Origin of the sequence: Variovorax boronicumulans, from assembly GCF_029892485.1 — a bacterium.
Taxonomy (GTDB): domain Bacteria; phylum Pseudomonadota; class Gammaproteobacteria; order Burkholderiales; family Burkholderiaceae_C; genus Variovorax; species Variovorax boronicumulans_B.
In genome coordinates this window covers 453,237-469,606 of sequence record NZ_JARXVG010000004.1, presented here as the reverse complement: position 1 = coordinate 469,606, position 16,370 = coordinate 453,237, and the positions used below count along the sequence as shown (strand labels likewise).

The window sequence follows — 16,370 nt, the reverse complement described above, 5'->3', positions numbered from 1 at the left end:
CGATGGTGATCAGGCGACGCTGCCGCCGGCTGCTTCGATAGCAGCCTTGGCGCCAGCGGTTGCACCCACGCCCGTCAGCTTGACGGCCTTGGTGAGTTCACCGGTCTTGACGATCTTGACGACCTTGGCGAGCTGGCCCACGAGGCCGGCCTGCTTGAGCGCCAGGATGTCCACTTCGGCCAGGCCGAGCTGCTCGAGGGCAGTCAGCGTGACTTCGGCGTTGAACTTCAGCAGGTGCGACTTGAAACCACGCTTGGGCAGGCGACGTTGCAGCGGCATCTGGCCGCCTTCGAAACCAACCTTGTGGAAACCGCCTGCGCGCGACTTCTGGCCCTTGTGACCGCGACCTGCGGTCTTGCCGATGCCAGAGCCGATACCACGGCCAACGCGACGCTTGGCGTGCTTGGCGCCGGCTGCCGGCTTGATGCCATTGAGTTCCATATCAGTCTCTCTTACAGAACTTTGACCAGATAACTGATCTTGTTGATCATGCCGCGCACCGCCGGGGTGTCTTGCAGCTCGCTCACGCTGTTGAGCTTGCGCAGGCCGAGGCCACGCACGGTCGCGCGATGCGATTCCTTGGTGCCAATCGGGCTCTTGACCAATTGCACCTTGAGGGTTTGTTGTTGCGTCGTCATTTGAATACTTCTTTCAGGCTTGCGCTTAAGCGAAGATTTCTTCGACGGTCAGGCCACGCTTGGCAGCCACTGCGGACGCAGTCGTCGAGTTCTTCAACCCGTCGAGCGTGGCGCGAACCATGTTGTAGGGATTCGACGAACCATGGCTCTTGGCCACGATGTCGGTGATGCCCATGACTTCGAACACGGCGCGCATCGGGCCGCCGGCGATGATGCCGGTACCCTTCGGGGCGGGGATCATGACGACCGAAGCGGCGCCATGGTGACCCGTCACGCGGTGATGCAGCGTGCCGTTCTTGATCGAGATCTTGGCCAGGTTGCGACGGGCTTCTTCCATCGCCTTTTGCACGGCAGCAGGCACTTCCTTCGACTTGCCCTTGCCCATGCCGACGCGGCCGTCGCCGTCGCCCACGACGGTCAGTGCTGCGAAACCGAGGATACGACCACCCTTCACCACCTTGGTGACGCGGTTGATCGCGATCATCTTCTCGCGCAAACCGTCTTCAGGGCCTTCGTTCTGCGTTCTTGCTTGAATCTTTGCCATTTTGAATCTCGTGTCCGGTTAGAACTGCAGACCGGCTTCGCGAGCCGCCTCGGCCAGCGCCTTGACGCGGCCGTGGTACGCAAAACCTGCGCGGTCGAAGGCGACCTTCTCGACGCCGGCAGCCTTCGCCTTTTCAGCGATGCGCTTGCCGACGGCGGTGGCTGCAGCGGCGTTGCCGCCCTTGCCCGAGCCGCCGAGCGAGGTACGCACTTCGGCTTCGGCCGTCGATGCGGTTGCAATCACCTTGGTGCCGTCGTCGGAGATGACGGTGGCATAGATGTGCAGGTTGGTGCGGTTCACCGTCAGACGGGCCACGCCCTGCGTCGCGATGCGAATGCGGGTCTGGCGCGAGCGGCGAAGACGCTGTGCTTTTTTGGTCAACATCATTTTGCTGCCCCTTACTTCTTCTTGGTCTCTTTGATCACGATCTTCTCGTCCGAATAACGGATGCCCTTGCCCTTGTAAGGCTCAGGCGGACGAACAGCGCGGATCTCAGCGGCGATTTGACCAACGCGCTGACGGTCAGCACCCTTGATCACGATTTCGGTCGGGGTCGCGGTGGCCACCGTGATGCCTTGCGGCATGTCGATGTTGACCGGGTGCGAATAACCGACTTGCAGGTTCAACTTGTTGTTGGACGCTGCGGCCTTGTAGCCGACGCCGACCAAGTTGAGCTTCTTCTCGAAGCCCTTGGTCACGCCAACCACCATGTTGTTCACCAGCTGACGGATCGTGCCGCTCATCGCATTCGCTTCACGCGATTCGTTGGCGGGTTCGAAGTTCAGCTTGCCGTCATTGCTGACGACCTTGACCAGGGGGTTGCGTGCAAGGTTGAGCGTGCCGCCCGTGCCCTTGACGCTGATCTGGTCTTCCTTGATCGACACATCCACGCCTGCGGGGATGGTGATCGGCATTTTTCCTACTCGGGACATTTCAGTGACTCCTCGATGTCTCGGTTAGGCGACGTAGCACAGAACTTCGCCGCCGACACCGGTGGCGCGAGCCTTGCGGTCGGTCATCACGCCCTGGGGGGTCGTGACGATCGCAACGCCGAGGCCGTTCTGGACTTGCGGAATGGAAGCACTGGCCTTGTAGACACGCAGGCCAGGACGGCTCACGCGCTCGATGCGCTCGATGACGGGACGGCCAGCGTAGTACTTCAGGACGATTTCAAGTTCGCTCTTGCCGGCTTCGGTCTTGACCTGGAAGCCGTCGATGTAGCCCTCGTCCTTCAGGACTTGTGCGATCGCGATCTTCACCTTGGAAGATGGGACCGACACGGTGGGCTTCGCCACCATCTGCGCGTTACGGATACGCGTCAGCAGGTCGGCAATGGGATCACTCATGCTCATGTTGTTTGCTCCTGCCTGGCTTACCAGCTGGCCTTGGTGACACCGGGGATGTCGCCATTGAAAGCCAGTTCACGGATCTTGGCGCGAGCCAGACCGAATTGACGGAAGGTGCCACGCGGACGACCGGTGATGGCGCAACGGTTGCGCTGACGGGTCGGGTTCGCGTTGCGCGGAAGCTTCTGCAGGCCCAGACGGGCGGCTGCGCGTTCTTCGTCGCTCTTCTTCAGGTCGTTGGAGGCCGCCTTCAGTTCGGCGTGCTTCGCAGCGAACTTGGCAACCAGCTTGTCGCGCTTGAGTTCGCGCTGGATCAAAGATTGTTTAGCCATGGTTCGCCTCAGTTCTTGAACGGGAAACGGAAACCAGCGAGGAGTGCCTTGGCCTCTTCGTCGGTCTTGGCCGTCGTCGTGATGCTGATATTGAGACCGCGCAGGGCATCGACCTTGTCGTACTCGATCTCAGGGAAAATGATCTGTTCCTTGACGCCGATGTTGTAGTTGCCACGGCCGTCGAACGCACGGCCGGAGATGCCGCGGAAGTCGCGAACACGCGGCAGCGCGATGGTCACGAAACGGTCCAGGAACTCATACATCTGCACGCCACGCAGCGTGACCATGCAGCCGATGGGCTGGTTTTCGCGGATCTTGAAACCGGCGATAGCCTTCTTCGACTTGGTGACCACGGGCTTCTGGCCGGCAATCTTGGTGAGGTCGGCGACAGCGTTGTCGAGGACCTTCTTGTCGGCAACCGCTTCACCCACACCCATGTTCAGGGTGATCTTGGTGAGACGGGGGACCTGCATCGGCGACTTGTAGCCGAACTTTTCCGTCAGGTCTTTCGCGATCTTTTCGCGATAGTGTTGTTGGAGACGTGCCATGTGAGTACCTCTTAGGCGAACTTGATTTCGTCGCCGCTGGACTTGAAGACGCGAACAGCCACGCGCTTGCCGTCAGCACCCTGGGAGATCTTGATGCCCACGCGATCGGCCTTGCCGGTCGCGGCATTGAAGATCGCCACGTTGGATTGGTGAATGGGCATGGACTTCTCGACGATGCCACCGGTCGTACCCTTGAGCGGGTTCGGCTTGGTGTGCTTCTTGACGAGGTTCAGGCCTTCGATGACGACGTGCGAGTCGTCCTTGCGAAGCGAGACGGTGCCGCGCTTGCCCTTGTCACGACCGGCCAACACGATGACCTGGTCGCCTTTGCGAATCTTGTTCATGGCGTTGTTGTCCTTACAGAACTTCGGGTGCCAGCGACACGATCTTCATGAACTTCTCGGTGCGCAGCTCGCGCGTCACCGGTCCGAAGATGCGGGTGCCGATAGGCTCCAGCTTGGCGTTGAGCAACACTGCTGCGTTGCCGTCGAACTTGACGAGCGAACCGTCGGCGCGACGGATGCCCTTGGCGGTACGGACCACCACTGCACTGTAGATCTCGCCCTTCTTGACGCGACCACGTGGAGCGGCTTCCTTGATGCTGACCTTGATGACGTCGCCCACGCTGGCATAACGCCGCTTGGAGCCACCGAGCACCTTGATACACAGGACGGATTTCGCGCCCGTGTTGTCGGCCACTTCGAGCCGGGATTCAGTTTGGATCATTTCTTGATATTCCCAACTTGTACCAATGAGCCTCCAGGAGGGAGACACCGTGGTCAGTCTTGGGCCCGTCGTCGGCACCTCGAACCACTCGAGGCACTTCCGCTTTGGGCTGAAAGCTTCGCCTTTTGGAAGCGAAGCCCGCGATTATTGCAGGCACTTCTGCCGATGTCAACCGACTCATTACACCATCACGCGCTGGCACTAGACTCCGGGGCGTGCGCGTCACTGCCAGAACCCACCTTTCGCCCCCGCTTTCTACCCGTCGCAGCTTCCTTGGAGGCGCAGCGGCCGCGCTGGCACTGGGCATCGCCGGCTGCGGGAGCGCAGCGCCGATTCCGGGCACCGCGCGCCTGCGGCGCCTCGCCGAGACGAGCTGGGCGCACCGTCTTCATATAGAAGACACCACGGCGGGCGGCCTCTCCGGCATCGACTACGACCCCGCACGAGGTGAGTACCTGCTTATCAGCGACGATCGATCAGACCTTGCTCCCATTCGCTACTACATGGCCCGCTGGCCCCTGCCGCATGCCGCCCAACCGACGCCCACGGGCGTTGTTCAGCTGCAACGCCCCGGCGGCGGCCCCTGGCCCGACCGGCGGCACGCGGTCAACGGGCTCCCGGTTCCCGATCCCGAAGCCATCCGCCTGCGCCCGTCCACCGGCACCTTGCTCTGGACCAGCGAAGGCGATATCGCGCGCGGTTTCGGCCCCGCCCTGTACGAATCGGCGCGCGACGGCCGCTTTCTGCGCGAATTCGCCCTGCCAGCGATGTTCACGCCCGATCCAGCCCAGCGTCGCGGGCCGCGCGACAACCTGACTTTCGAGGGCATCGCGCTCACGCCCGACGGCCGTTTCGCGTGGTTGTCGATGGAAAACGCCCTGATCCAGGACGGCCCCATCCCCACCACCCGGGCGTCCGGTGGCCCTTGCCGCTTCACCCAGGTCGACCTGGAGACCGGCCAGGCCACCCGCCAGATCGCCTACGTTCCCGACGCCATCCCCCTGCGCCCCCTCATCCCCGGCACCTACGCCGACAACGGCGTGAGCGAGGTGCTGATGCTCGATGCGCACCGCATGCTGGTGCTCGAGCGCGCCTATGCCGCCGGCACCGGCAATTCGCTGCGCCTCTACGAAGTCGACACCCGCGCCGCCGACGACGTGCTCGCCATCGATACGCTGGCAGCAGGCAACCACCAGCCGGTCGCCAAGACCCTGGTAGCCGACTTCGCCACGCTCGGCCTCTCCCGCCTCGACAACACCGAGGGCATGTGCTGGGGGCCGCCCCTGCCCAATGGCAATCGCCTGCTGGTGGTCGTGAGCGACGACAATTTCAATCCGCTGCAAGTGACCCAGTTCGCCGCCTTCGAATACATCGACCGACCATGACCATCGCCGTGACCTTCCTGCCCCGCACCGCCCCCGCGCCGCTACCGCCTATTGCCTTCATCGGCGGCGGCAACATGGCCAGCGCCATCATCGGCGGACTGATCCAGCAGGGTACCCCCGCCGATTCGTTCGAGGTCGTCGAGCCCTTCGAGGCGGCGCGCACGAAGCTCGCGCACTCTTTCGGCATCACGGCGCAGGCGGAGGCCAGCGAGGCGCTTTCGCGCTGCGCCGTCGTGGTGTGGGCCGTCAAGCCGCAGACCTTCGCCGAAGCCGCCAAGCCGGTGCGCGCATTCGCCGGGGACGCGCTGCACCTGAGCGTGGCCGCAGGCATCCCGTCGGACAGCATCGCCCGCTGGGTCGGCACCGAACGCGTGGTGCGCGCCATGCCCAACACGCCTGCGCTGGTCGGCCAGGGCATGACCGGCCTGTTCGCGCGGCCGGACGTCAGCGGCGCCGATCGCGCACTCGTCGCGCAACTGCTGACGCCCACGGGCGAGCTGCTCTGGGTCGATACCGAACCCGCGCTCGATGCGGTCACCGCCATGTCCGGCTCGGGTCCGGCCTATGTGTTCTATTTCATCGAGGCGATGACGGAGGCCGGCATCGAGATGGGCCTCACGCCCGACCAGGCCCAGCGCCTGGCCATCGGCACCTTCACCGGCGCCTCGGCGCTGGCGCACAGCGCGACCGAGCCGCCTTCGGTATTGCGTGAACGCGTGACCTCCAAGGGCGGAACGACCTACGCGGCGATCACCTCGCTCGAAGGCGCGGACGTCAAGGCGCAGTTCAAGACCGCTATCCGCGCCGCGCAGAAGCGGGCCGCCGAGTTGGGCGAGGAATTCGGGCGCGGCTGAGCCCGATCAAGCAGGCAATGCGCGCGGTCCGAGAAAGAACAGCCACTCGGCCGCCAGCGTGACGGTGCCGTCCTCGAGTTCGAGCAGCACCTCTTCCTTCAGCAGAAAGCCATCTTCTCCCTTGGGCGTCGCGCCAAGAATGCGCACCCGCGCCCGGAAGCGCGCGCCCACCGGCATCGGCCTGACAAAGCGCAGGCGGTCGAAGCCGTAGTTCAGCGCGTGGTTCGAATCGAACGGCAGCAAGGTGCGCATCGCCTCGCCGGTCAGCCGGATCAGGTGCGAAACCTGGAAGAAGCCCGGCACGATCGTTCCGCCGTAGTTCGCCTCGCGGGCCGCGCGCTCCGGATCGAGGTGGATCCATTCGCCTTCGCCATCGCCCGAGAGCACCGCGTACTGGTCGACCATCTGCTGCGTGATGACGTGCCATTCGGACAGGCCCTCCTGGCCGATCTTCTGCGTCAGTCGTTCGAGCATGCGCGTCCTCTTTCTTTTTATCGGATGGCGTAGCCGGCCACGACACCAACGAACACCGCGAAGCCCAGCCAGTGATTTAGCCGGAATGCCTTGAAGCAACCATCGCGGGTCCGTTCGCGAATCAAGCGCCAGTGCCAGAACGCCTGCCCCGCCGCGATGGCGATCCCCGCGAAGAACAACACGCCCAGCGACCGGCTGGCACCGGCCCACGCCCAGACCGCGAGGAAGATCGCGTAGCTCAGCATCACTGCCGCCACGTCGAAACGGCCGAAAGTGATGGCCGAGGTCTTCATGCCGATCTTGAGGTCGTCGTCGCGGTCGACCATGGCGTACTCGGTGTCGTAGGCCAGCACCCAGAACAGGTTGCCGGCCAGCAGCCACGCGGCGAACACCGGGACGGTGGACTGCACCGCCGCAAAGGCCATCGGGATGCCGAAGCTGAAGGCAATGCCCAGCACCGCCTGCGGGATCGAAACGAAGCGCTTGGCAAAGGGATAGACGAGCGTGATGGCCAGCGCCGCGAACGACCACAGCACCGTCACCCGGTTGGTGGTATGCACCAGCCCGAAGGCCGCGAGCGCCAGCATGGCGCCGAGCGAGAGCGCCTCCTTGACCGAGATCGCGCCGCTGGTCACCGGCCGCTGCGCGGTGCGCTTGACGTGGCGGTCGAAGTCGCGGTCGGCCACGTCGTTGACGCAGCAGCCTGCGCTGCGCATGAGGAAGGTGCCAAGCGTGAACACCACGACCAGCTGCCAGCCCGGCCAGCCATCGGCTGCGAACCACAGCGCGCCCAGGGTGGGCCAGAGCAACAGCAGCCAGCCGGCAGGCCGGTTCCAGCGGATCAGGTCGAGGTAGAGCGCAAAACGGCGGGCGAGCATGCGGCAGCAGTAGAGACGGACGAAAAAAGAGCGGCCATTGTGCCGCTCTCGGTTTCGTGTCCCGGATTCCGGGATCGCAGCGAGCTCAGTCCTCGAGCAGCGAGCGCAGCATCCAGGCCGTCTGGTCGTGCACCGTGCAGCGCGCGGTCAGCATGTCGGCAGTCGGGTCGTCGCCGGCCTCTTCCGCCACGGGAATGAATTCGCGCGCGATGCGCGAAACCGTCTCGTGGCCCTTGACCAGGATGCGCACCATCTCCATCGCCTTGGGCGGGTTCTGGGGCACATCGGGCACGGTGGAGATCTTGCTGAACTCGGCATACGAGCCCGGCGCGTAGTGGCCGAGGGCGCGGATGCGTTCGGCGAGCACGTCGGTCGCGGTCCAGAGCTCGGTGTACTGGCCCATGAACATCGCGTGCAGCGAGTTGAAATGCGGGCCCGTCACGTTCCAGTGGAAGTTGTGCGTCGTGAGGTACAGCGTGTAGGTGTCGGCCAGCACGCGGCTCAGGCCTTCGGCGATGGCCGCGCGGTCCTGGCGCTCGATGCCGATGTTGATGATCGGCGCATTGCGGCTGCCCGACTCCTGCGCGACGACGGCGCCGCCCTTCTTGGGCACCTTGCCCGAGGAGGGCGTGGACGCTGGCTTGGTTTTCTTTGGAGCTTTGGCCATGGCGAGTGGTCTTTCTTCAAGTTGGGAGGAACGTGTCGATTCTCGAAGCCGGCGGGCGGCTTCGCAACAGCGTCACTCTATCCCAGCGATCAACGATTCAGAACAGCCGGCGCGTAGGCCAAGGTCGCGAATATCGCTATGACAGGCGCTTGACGCCCGGCAGCTCGCAGGCATAGATCGCATTGCGCAACGCGGCGATGGCCTCGTAGCGCGTGAAGGTGCGCCGCCATGCGAGCACCACGCGCCGCGTGGGCGGATCGCGGTCGTGTGCATCGCGTACGGGCAGGTAGCGCACCATCTGCTCGGAGTCCTTGCGGCCTTTGCCCTTGGGCTTGAGCGCCTCCGCCGGCACCGACAGGCGCGGCACCAGCGTCACGCCCATGCCCGAGGCCACCATGTGCTTGATGGTTTCGAGCGACGAGCCCTCGAAGCTCTTGCGGATGCCTTCGGCATTGCTGGAGAAGCGCGCGAACTCGGGGCACACCTCGAGCACGTGGTCGCGAAAACAGTGGCCGGTGCCCAGCAACAGCAGGGTCTCGTTCTGCAGCTCGTCTGAGGTGATCGACTCGCGGCTGGCGAACTTGTGATTGATGGGCAGCGCGGCCATGAAGGGCTCGTCGTACAGCGGCGCCATCGCAAGGCCCGTGTCGGGAAAGGGCTCGGCCATGATCGCGCAGTCGATCTCGCCGGCACGCAGCATCTCAAGCAGCTTGGCGGTGAAGTTCTCCTGCAGCACCAGCGGCATCTGCGGCGTGCGCGCGATCACCTGGCGCACCAGGTCGGGCAGGAGGTACGGGCCGATGGTGTAGATCACGCCCAGGTTCAGCGGGCCGGCCAGCGGGTCCTTGCCGCGCTTGGCGATCTCCTTGATGCTGGCGGCCTGATCGAGCACGCTTTGCGCCTGCTGCACGATCTGCTCGCCCAGCGGCGTGACGGTCACTTCGCCGGCGCTGCGCTCGAAGAGCTTGACCTCGAGTTCATCCTCGAGCTTCTTGATGGCCACCGAGAGGGTCGGTTGGGAGACGTAGCAGGCCTCGGCCGCCTTGCCGAAGTGCCGTTCGCGGGCTACTGCGACGATGTATTTGAGTTCTGTGAGAGTCATAGCTTGCGTCAATTATGCGCAAGCCTCCGTGACCCGGCGTCGTCAGAGGCGGGAACCCGCACGAAACGGATGGACGACGCCCGCTTTTCATCTGCCGTTCATCCAGAGGCCCGCATTGCGCCGCTAAAGTGCCGCATGTTCCGTCTTCGCCTCTCCCTCGCATTCGCCGTTCTCGTCGCGCTGGTCTGCATCCAGGCCGGTTTTGTCTACTGGGGATCGAACCGGGTCAACGACTACGCCCAGCACAGCCGCCTGGCCAGCGACATCCTGTCGGAACTGCTGGAGCTGTCGGCCAGCAAGCAAAGGCTGCGCGTCTGGGCCTCCCAGCAGCTGATGGACGCCGACGCCTCGCCCGAGGTGCGCGCCAGCCAGCTGGCGCGCATGCAGGCCAGCACCGAAACGCTCCGGCAGCTTGCGCGGCGCGACCTGTCGCTGTGGGGCGAGATCGCGGCGCGCGAAGACGTGCCCATTCCGCCCGAAATCGACCAGCTCGTCGCCGTCAGCGACCTGCTCGACGACAACATCGCCGCGGTGCGGGCCCGGCTGGTGAAACTCGCACCGCTGGAGCGCGGTGCCGAGTTCGCCAGCGTGTGGCAGGAACTGAACGAAGTGTTCGACAAGGCGCGCGGCCGCGACCTGCGCGAGCTGATCAACGGCGCCATCGAACGCCAGCGCAGCGTCGTGCCCGTGGCCCGCGCGGCGACCGAGCGCGGGCTGGACCGGCTGCGCCTGCAGACCATCGGCCTGGCGCTCGTGACACTGGCCGCGGCCGTGGTGCTCGCGCTCTACCTGAACCAGCGGCTCAAGCGCCCGCTGGACCGCCTGCTCGAAGGCACGCGGGCACTGCGGGCTGGCGCGCTCGAGCACCGCATCGCGATCGGTTCGCACGACGAGTTCGATCACGTCGCCGAGCACTTCAATGCGATGGCCGCCGAACTGCAGCGCCACCGGCGCGACGCCGACGCCGCGCGCCGCCGGCTCGAAGAGGCGGTGCTGGAGCGCACCAGCGAACTGAGCGCCGCGCACCAGACGCTGCAGCAGGTCGACCAGCGGCGGCGCCAGCTGCTGGCCGACCTGAGCCACGAACTGCGCACTCCCGCCACGGCGATCCGGGGCGAGGCAGAAATTGCCCTGCGCGGTGCGGACAAGCCGCAGGCCGAGTACCGCGAGACGCTGACCCGCATCGTGGGCGGCGTGAAGCAACTGGCCGGCGTGATCGACGATCTGCTGCTCGTCGCCCGGGCCGAGGCCGATCAGCTGGCGATGCGCTTCGGCGAGGTCGACCTGTCCGAGCTCCTTGGCGACGTCACCGACATGGCCAGCGCGCTGGGCGCGCGGCACAACGTTCGCGTGCAGCTCGACGCTGCTGGCGCCGACCAGCCTGCGGTCATGCTGCAGGCCGACGCCGACCGGCTGCGCCAGGCGCTCGTGATCGTGCTCGACAACGCGGTGCGCTATTCGCGCCACGACGGCACGGTGCGGGTGAGCTGGCAGCTGGAGATGGACGCACCGGATGGCCGCCGCGTGCAGGTGCGCGTGACCGACGAGGGCATCGGCATCGACGCGGACGAACTGCCGAAGGTGTTCGACCGCTTCGTGCGCGGCCGCCGTGCGCGTATCCACCGGGCCGACGGCACCGGCATCGGCCTGTCGATCGCGCAGGCCATCGTGCATGCGCACCATGGCAGCATCCGGATCGAGAGCACCCCGCTGCAGGGCACCACGGTCCGGGTCGAGTTGCCGTGCCATTTTTCCACCCAGACACAAGAAACATGAACATCCTGGTTGTCGAAGACGACGCGCGCGTCGCCGACTTTCTGCTGCGGGGCCTCGGCGCCGAAGGCTACCGCGTGCAGCTGGCGCGCACCGGCCCCGAAGGCCTGGCCCTCGCGCGCAACAGCGACCTTTCGCTGCTGCTGCTCGACCTGATGCTCCCCGGCCTGAGCGGCCTGGAGCTGTGCCAGACGCTGCGCGCCGAGGGCCATCAGGTGCCGGTGCTGATGCTCACCGCGCTCAGCAACACCCAGGACAAGGTGAGCGGCCTGCGCCTGGGCGCCGACGACTACCTCACCAAGCCCTTCGCCTTCGAGGAGCTGCTCGCGCGCATCGAGGCCCTGCTGCGCCGCGGCCGCGAACTGCGGCCCCGGGCCAGCACGCTGCAGGTGGCCGACCTCGTGCTCGACCGCGAGCGCATGGAGGTGACCCGCGCCGGCAAGCTCGTGGCGCTGACCGCCAAGGAGCTCGCCTTCCTGGAGCTCCTGATGACCGCGCCGGGCCGCGTCTACAGCCGCGAGCGCATCCTCTCCAACGTGTGGGGGACCAACGAAGACCCGCTGACCAACATCGTCGATGTGTACGTGCGGCGCCTGCGCGGCAAGATCGACGACGGTCATCCCGTGGCTCTGCTGAAGACGGTGCGCGGCCTGGGCTACCGGCTGGACGCCGCACCCGGCTGAGTGCGCACGTCCGTCCCTCAGGCTTTCAGGTACTCGGCCTTGGTGCCGAGCCAGCGATCGATGTGCCGCTGGGCAAGGTCGGGGTGTTTCTCGAGCATCACGGGCGCCAGCTCGCGGGCCCAGTCGAGCAACAGCGTGTCGGTGGTGAGGTCGGCGAAGCGCAGCAGCGGCGCACCCGACTGGCGCGCGCCCAGGAATTCGCCGGGGCCGCGAATCTCCAGGTCGCGCCGCGCAATCTCGAAACCGTCGCCCGTCTCGGCCATCGCCTTGAGCCGCGCGCGCGCCGCCTCGCCCACGCGGCCGCTGTCGCCCGGTGCGTAGAGCAGCACGCAGGCCGACGCCGCGGCGCCGCGCCCCACGCGGCCGCGCAGCTGGTGCAGCTGCGAGAGCCCGAAGCGCTCCGCATGCTCGATCACCATCAGCGAAGCGTTCGGCACATCGACGCCCACCTCGATCACCGTGGTGCTCACCAGCACCTGGATCTCGTTGGCGGTGAAGGCCGCCATCACCGCCTGCTTCTCGGCCGTCGGCATGCGCGAGTGCAGCAGGCCGACGTGGATGGCCTCGCCGAGCGTTTCGGCCAGCTCGTCGCGCGTCTCGGTGGCATTGCGCAGGTCGACCGCTTCGCTCTCCTCGATCAGCGGGCACACCCAGTAGACCTGCCGGCCCTGCGAGATCTGCGCCTGGATGCGGTCGATCACCTCGTCGCGCCGGTGGTCGGCCACCAGCTTGGTGACGATGGGCGTGCGGCCCGGCGGCAGTTCATCGAGCGTGGAGACGTCCAGGTCGGCGTAGTAGCTCATCGCAAGCGTGCGCGGGATGGGCGTGGCGCTCATCATCAGCAGATGCGGTTCTAGATGGCCCACGGCCTTGCCGCGCAGCGCGAGCCGCTGCGCCACGCCGAAGCGGTGCTGCTCGTCGATGATCGCGAGCGCGAGGTTCTTGAAACGCACCTTCTCCGAGATGACGGCGTGCGTGCCGATGACCAGCGCGGCCTCGCCGCTCTCGACCGCGGCCGACATCGCATCGCGCTCCTTCTTCTTCTGGCTGCCGGTGAGCCAGGCCACGCGCAAGCCGCGCGCGGCGAGCAGCGGATCGAGCCAGCCCACGAGCTTGCCGAAGTGCTGCGCCGCAAGGATTTCGGTCGGCGCCATCAGCGCGCACTGGAAGCCCGCATCGATGGCGCGCGCCGCCGCCAGCGCCGCCACCACGGTCTTGCCCGAGCCCACGTCGCCTTGCAGCAGCCGGTGCATCGGAATCTCGCGGCCGAGGTCGCGCGTGATCTCTTCGCCCACGCGCTGCTGCGCGCTGGTCAGGCCGAAGGGCAGCACGACGAGCAGCTGCGTATGCAGCGAAGTCGCCACGGGTTCCGGCGATGAAGGCAGCACCGGTGCACGCTGCGCCGCGCGTTCGAGCCGCGCCTGCAGCTGCGAAAGCTGCTGCGCGAGCAGTTCCTCGGCCTTGATGCGCTGCCAGGCCGGGTGGCTGTGGTCTTCGAGCGTCGCCATCGCCACATCGGGCGTCGGATAGTGCAGGAAGGTCAGCGAACTGCGCAGGTCCCACGCGCCCCGCAGGCCGATCTGCACGGGAATCGTCTCGTCGAGCACCGCGCGTGCAAGGCCCGAGCGCACCTCGCGCCGCAGCACCGGTTGCGCGAGACCCGCCACAGTCGAATAGACCGGCGTGAGCGCCTCCGGCAGCGAAGTGCCCGCGGCCTTGACCGTGGGATGCATGATCTGCCGCCCCACGAAGCCGCCGCGCATCTCGCCCCGCACGCGCACCCGCGCGCCGACCGCGAGCTGCTTTTGCTGCGAGGGATAGAAGTTGAAGAAGCGCAGCTGGCAGGTGTCGCTGCCGTCGTCGATGGTGGCGATCAGCTGGCGCCGCGGGCGGAACACCACCTCGCACTCGGTGACCACGCCCTCGACCTGCGCCATGTCGCCGTCGCGCGTGTCGGCGAGCTTCACGATGCGGGTCTCGTCTTCGTAGCGCATTGGGAGGTAGAGCGCGAAGTCGATGTCGCGCACGAGGCCGAGCTTGCGCAGGGCGCGCTGCACGAGGCTCAGGCCGGTGCCGGGCGGCTGCGGTGGCGACGGCGCGATGGCGGCGTCCGCGGACGTGGAGGGGGCTTTCTTGGCGGGCACGGACAAGGCTTCTATCGCGGCCGGCAAAGGTCCGTCAAGGCGCTGCGGGCGTCGGGGAACGCGAAGCGGAACCCTGTCTGCAGCAGGCGGGCCGGCACCACGCGCTGGCCTTCGAGCAGCAGGTCGGCCTGTTCGCCGAGCAGCAGCTTGACGGGCGCGGCGGGCGTCGGCATCCAGAAGGGGCGGTGCATGACGCTCGCGGCCACACGCGTGAAGTCTTCCTGGCTGAGCGCGCCGGGTGCGGTGAAGTTGACGGCCTGCGCGGTCGCGGGGCCGCCGGTTCCCGCCTGCTCGGCAGCACTCCACACATGCGCCATGGCACGGATGACGTCGTGTACGTGCACCCACGACAGCCACTGGCGCCCGCTCCCCAGTCGGCCGCCCATGCCCAACGCCACGGGCAGCAGCAGTTGCGGCAACGAGCCCTGGTGGCCGAGCACGAATCCGAAGCGCATGCAGGCCACGTGCACGCCATGCGCCGTCGCGGCCTGCGCCGCTTTCTCCCACCGCTGGCACAGCGTCGACATGAAGATGTCCTGCGGCGCCGCGTCTTCGGCCAGCTCGGCGGTATCGCCTTGCGGCTGCACGCCGTAGTAGCCGATGGCCGAGCCCGAGAGCAGCAGCCAGGGCTTGCGCGGACGGGTAGCGATCCATGCGACCAGCGTGCGGGTGAGCCCCTCACGGCTTTGCAGCAACTGCTGCTGGCGCCGCTCGCTCCAGCGCTGGCCGAGGATGCGCGCACCTGCGAGGTTGATGACCACATCGCACGGGTCGGTCTCGGGAATCTGGTCTAGCCGCTGCACGCAGCGCACCGCGCCACCGAAGCTCCATGCGGCTGAGCGCGCGTCGCGCGTCCAGACCGTCACGGCATGGCCGTCGGCCAGCAGGTGGCGCACGAGGATCTGACCGATGAAGCCGGTGCCGCCGGTCACCAGCACGCGCTGCGGCCGCGTGCCGAAATGCACCGGCGCCTCGGCGGCTCGCGTTTCTTCCTGCGCCGTGCGTCGGAACAACGCACGTGCCGCAAGCCCGTCGCGCAGCCCGGAGATGCCGACACCCACACCGCACAGCGCGAGAAAAGCGCCCAACCAGCCTTGCGGCTGCCACACCAGCGCCGTCGGCTGTGCCGCCCAGTCCACCGCGTTCATTGCCAGCAGCGCGATGAACGCGCCGGCGTTGATGGCCAGCACCGTGTGCGTGACACGCTCGGTCGGCGGCAGGAGGCGGCTGCCGTCCTCGACCACGAAGTCCCACAGCGTGAGCACGATCTCCACGCCGAACACCGCCAGCAGCACCCACGCCCACGCGCCGTGCCAGGCCCAGGAAGAGAGGCCGATGAACATCGCGCAGTAGATCGACGAGCGCACCGCATGGATCGCCAGTTCGCGCCGCGCCGTGTTGCGTTGCGCGAGCGCCTCGGTGCCCTCGTGGTGATAGAGCGTGTCGAAAGCGCCCATCAGGCCCTGCGCGGCCATGAGCTGCAGCGCGAGCAGGTGCGTGTCGATCATGCGGCCACCCCCGGGTCGGCCACTTCCTCGAACACGCCGACCTGCGTGAAGGTCGTGCCCATGAGCCAGTGCCGGATCTCGATGCGGATGTTGAAGCGCTCGGGCGTTTCGTTGTGGTGCCAGAGAAAAGTCTTGCCAGGCGTGAAGACGCCGGGCAGCGGAATGCGCCAGCCGAACACGTCCCAGAAATACCCGTCGCTCTGGAAATGCAGGCTGCCGTTCTCCACGCTCAGCACCAGCTTCATGCCGAGGCCCATGCCCACGTACTCCAGCACTTCTCCGCGCGCGCTCTCGCGCATGAAGCTGGTGAACTGGATCGGCTTGCGGCCGTGCAGGCGGTAGATGCGCTGTTTGTAGATGGCCGGGTCGTCGGGCTTGGCGTAGACCTGGATCTCGACCGGGAAGTGGCTGTCGCTGTACGGAATCAACGCGCCCTGGATCAGCGGCTGCGTCAGGTGCCCCAGCAGCTTGCCGAAGCGCGAGCAGCGCAGCTCGCTCAACGCACCCAGGTAATGCAGCGCCTTGCCGGGCGAGGGGTTCTTGTCGAAGCGCCGGCGGATGTCCGGGTGCAGGCCCTGCCAGGCGCTTCCGAGGATCTTCTTGAAGAGCTCGCCTTCGGAGGGAGGAGGCGCCAGCGGGACGCGCGCGACGGATGAATCGACCATCTGTCGATTCTGCCTCGGCAACCCCGCGCCGCAGACCGGATTCCGGGCATGGGAGAATCGCCGCCTTCCCGCGGTTTCTTCCCTTTCCCCATGCCTCCTTGGC

At 66.6% G+C, this 16,370-nt stretch carries 21 protein-coding genes; 4 read left to right on the top strand and 17 right to left on the bottom strand.

Annotated elements, in window-relative coordinates:
* Window positions 1–9: 9 nt before the first annotated feature.
* From rplO to rplN, 10 genes are read right to left on the bottom strand one after another with little or no spacing between them, the layout of a single operon-like run.
* Complete coding sequence (rplO, locus tag M2282_RS12695; RefSeq protein WP_015867794.1) at window positions 10–441, bottom strand: 50S ribosomal protein L15; 432 nt, start codon at window positions 439–441, stop codon at window positions 10–12.
* Window positions 442–452: 11 nt separating this feature from the next.
* On the bottom strand, window positions 453–638 hold the full coding sequence (gene rpmD / locus M2282_RS12690; protein WP_009124818.1) for a 50S ribosomal protein L30: 186 nt from the start codon (window positions 636–638) through the stop codon (window positions 453–455).
* 25 nt (window positions 639–663) lie between these two features.
* A complete protein-coding gene (rpsE, locus tag M2282_RS12685; RefSeq protein ID WP_198789695.1) occupies window positions 664–1,182 on the bottom strand; it encodes a 30S ribosomal protein S5 in 519 nt (172 codons plus the stop codon).
* A gap of 18 nt (window positions 1,183–1,200) precedes the next feature.
* Window positions 1,201–1,566 (bottom strand): 50S ribosomal protein L18, encoded by a 366-nt coding sequence (gene rplR, locus M2282_RS12680; protein WP_042672913.1) that lies wholly within the window; start codon window positions 1,564–1,566, stop codon window positions 1,201–1,203.
* A 14-nt stretch (window positions 1,567–1,580) separates the two neighbouring features.
* Window positions 1,581–2,114, bottom strand: a complete 534-nt coding sequence (gene rplF / locus M2282_RS12675) for a 50S ribosomal protein L6 (protein WP_013544111.1) — start codon at window positions 2,112–2,114, stop codon at window positions 1,581–1,583.
* A gap of 24 nt (window positions 2,115–2,138) precedes the next feature.
* The gene (rpsH, locus tag M2282_RS12670) at window positions 2,139–2,534 is read right to left on the bottom strand and encodes a 30S ribosomal protein S8 (protein ID WP_013544112.1); all 396 of its coding nucleotides are present in this window, start codon (window positions 2,532–2,534) and stop codon (window positions 2,139–2,141) included.
* A gap of 20 nt (window positions 2,535–2,554) precedes the next feature.
* Window positions 2,555–2,860 carry a 30S ribosomal protein S14 gene (gene rpsN, locus M2282_RS12665; RefSeq protein ID WP_013544113.1) on the bottom strand — a complete coding sequence of 102 codons (306 nt, stop codon included), beginning with the start codon at window positions 2,858–2,860 and terminating at the stop codon, window positions 2,555–2,557.
* Window positions 2,861–2,868: 8 nt separating this feature from the next.
* Window positions 2,869–3,408 (bottom strand): 50S ribosomal protein L5, encoded by a 540-nt coding sequence (rplE, locus tag M2282_RS12660; RefSeq protein ID WP_013544114.1) that lies wholly within the window; start codon window positions 3,406–3,408, stop codon window positions 2,869–2,871.
* A gap of 11 nt (window positions 3,409–3,419) precedes the next feature.
* Window positions 3,420–3,752, bottom strand: coding sequence for a 50S ribosomal protein L24 (gene rplX, locus M2282_RS12655; RefSeq protein WP_130427180.1), 333 nt, complete (start codon window positions 3,750–3,752; stop codon window positions 3,420–3,422).
* Window positions 3,753–3,765: 13 nt separating this feature from the next.
* Entirely contained in the window at window positions 3,766–4,134 is a 369-nt protein-coding gene (rplN, locus tag M2282_RS12650; RefSeq protein ID WP_009124801.1) for a 50S ribosomal protein L14, read from the bottom strand.
* A gap of 215 nt (window positions 4,135–4,349) precedes the next feature.
* Here rplN and M2282_RS12645 point away from each other — a divergent pair, with 215 nt between their 5' ends.
* Both M2282_RS12645 and proC read left to right on the top strand, forming a co-directional pair.
* The gene (locus M2282_RS12645) at window positions 4,350–5,519 is read left to right on the top strand and encodes an esterase-like activity of phytase family protein (protein WP_280809129.1); all 1,170 of its coding nucleotides are present in this window, start codon (window positions 4,350–4,352) and stop codon (window positions 5,517–5,519) included.
* The gene (gene proC, locus M2282_RS12640) at window positions 5,516–6,373 is read left to right on the top strand and encodes a pyrroline-5-carboxylate reductase (RefSeq protein ID WP_280809128.1); all 858 of its coding nucleotides are present in this window, start codon (window positions 5,516–5,518) and stop codon (window positions 6,371–6,373) included. The genes M2282_RS12645 and proC overlap by 4 nt, the downstream gene beginning before the upstream one ends.
* Before the next feature lie 6 nt (window positions 6,374–6,379).
* Here proC and M2282_RS12635 read toward each other — a convergent pair whose 3' ends face one another.
* The 4 genes from M2282_RS12635 to M2282_RS12620 form a co-directional block, all read right to left on the bottom strand.
* Window positions 6,380–6,847 carry a MaoC/PaaZ C-terminal domain-containing protein gene (locus M2282_RS12635; protein WP_280809127.1) on the bottom strand — a complete coding sequence of 156 codons (468 nt, stop codon included), beginning with the start codon at window positions 6,845–6,847 and terminating at the stop codon, window positions 6,380–6,382.
* Window positions 6,848–6,864: 17 nt separating this feature from the next.
* Complete coding sequence (ubiA, locus tag M2282_RS12630; RefSeq protein ID WP_280809126.1) at window positions 6,865–7,725, bottom strand: 4-hydroxybenzoate octaprenyltransferase; 861 nt, start codon at window positions 7,723–7,725, stop codon at window positions 6,865–6,867.
* 85 nt (window positions 7,726–7,810) lie between these two features.
* Window positions 7,811–8,392, bottom strand: a complete 582-nt coding sequence (locus tag M2282_RS12625; RefSeq protein WP_280809125.1) for a Dps family protein — start codon at window positions 8,390–8,392, stop codon at window positions 7,811–7,813.
* Window positions 8,393–8,528: 136 nt separating this feature from the next.
* Window positions 8,529–9,494, bottom strand: coding sequence for a LysR substrate-binding domain-containing protein (locus tag M2282_RS12620; RefSeq protein ID WP_280809124.1), 966 nt, complete (start codon window positions 9,492–9,494; stop codon window positions 8,529–8,531).
* Window positions 9,495–9,629: 135 nt separating this feature from the next.
* Between M2282_RS12620 and M2282_RS12615 the strand changes: the two genes are divergently transcribed.
* Complete coding sequence (locus tag M2282_RS12615; RefSeq protein ID WP_280809123.1) at window positions 9,630–11,270, top strand: sensor histidine kinase; 1,641 nt, start codon at window positions 9,630–9,632, stop codon at window positions 11,268–11,270.
* Complete coding sequence (locus M2282_RS12610) at window positions 11,267–11,950, top strand: response regulator transcription factor (protein ID WP_280809122.1); 684 nt, start codon at window positions 11,267–11,269, stop codon at window positions 11,948–11,950. Before M2282_RS12615 ends, M2282_RS12610 begins: the two co-directional genes overlap by 4 nt.
* 17 nt (window positions 11,951–11,967) lie before the next feature.
* On the opposite strand, the gene recG is transcribed toward M2282_RS12610, so the two are convergent.
* From recG to M2282_RS12595, 3 genes are read right to left on the bottom strand one after another with little or no spacing between them, the layout of a single operon-like run.
* A complete protein-coding gene (gene recG / locus M2282_RS12605; RefSeq protein WP_280809121.1) occupies window positions 11,968–14,094 on the bottom strand; it encodes an ATP-dependent DNA helicase RecG in 2,127 nt (708 codons plus the stop codon).
* 11 nt (window positions 14,095–14,105) lie between these two features.
* Window positions 14,106–15,602 (bottom strand): TIGR01777 family oxidoreductase, encoded by a 1,497-nt coding sequence (locus M2282_RS12600; RefSeq protein WP_280809120.1) that lies wholly within the window; start codon window positions 15,600–15,602, stop codon window positions 14,106–14,108.
* On the bottom strand, window positions 15,599–16,267 hold the full coding sequence (locus tag M2282_RS12595; RefSeq protein ID WP_280809119.1) for a DUF4166 domain-containing protein: 669 nt from the start codon (window positions 16,265–16,267) through the stop codon (window positions 15,599–15,601). The genes M2282_RS12600 and M2282_RS12595 overlap by 4 nt, the downstream gene beginning before the upstream one ends.
* Window positions 16,268–16,370 lie beyond the last annotated feature (103 nt).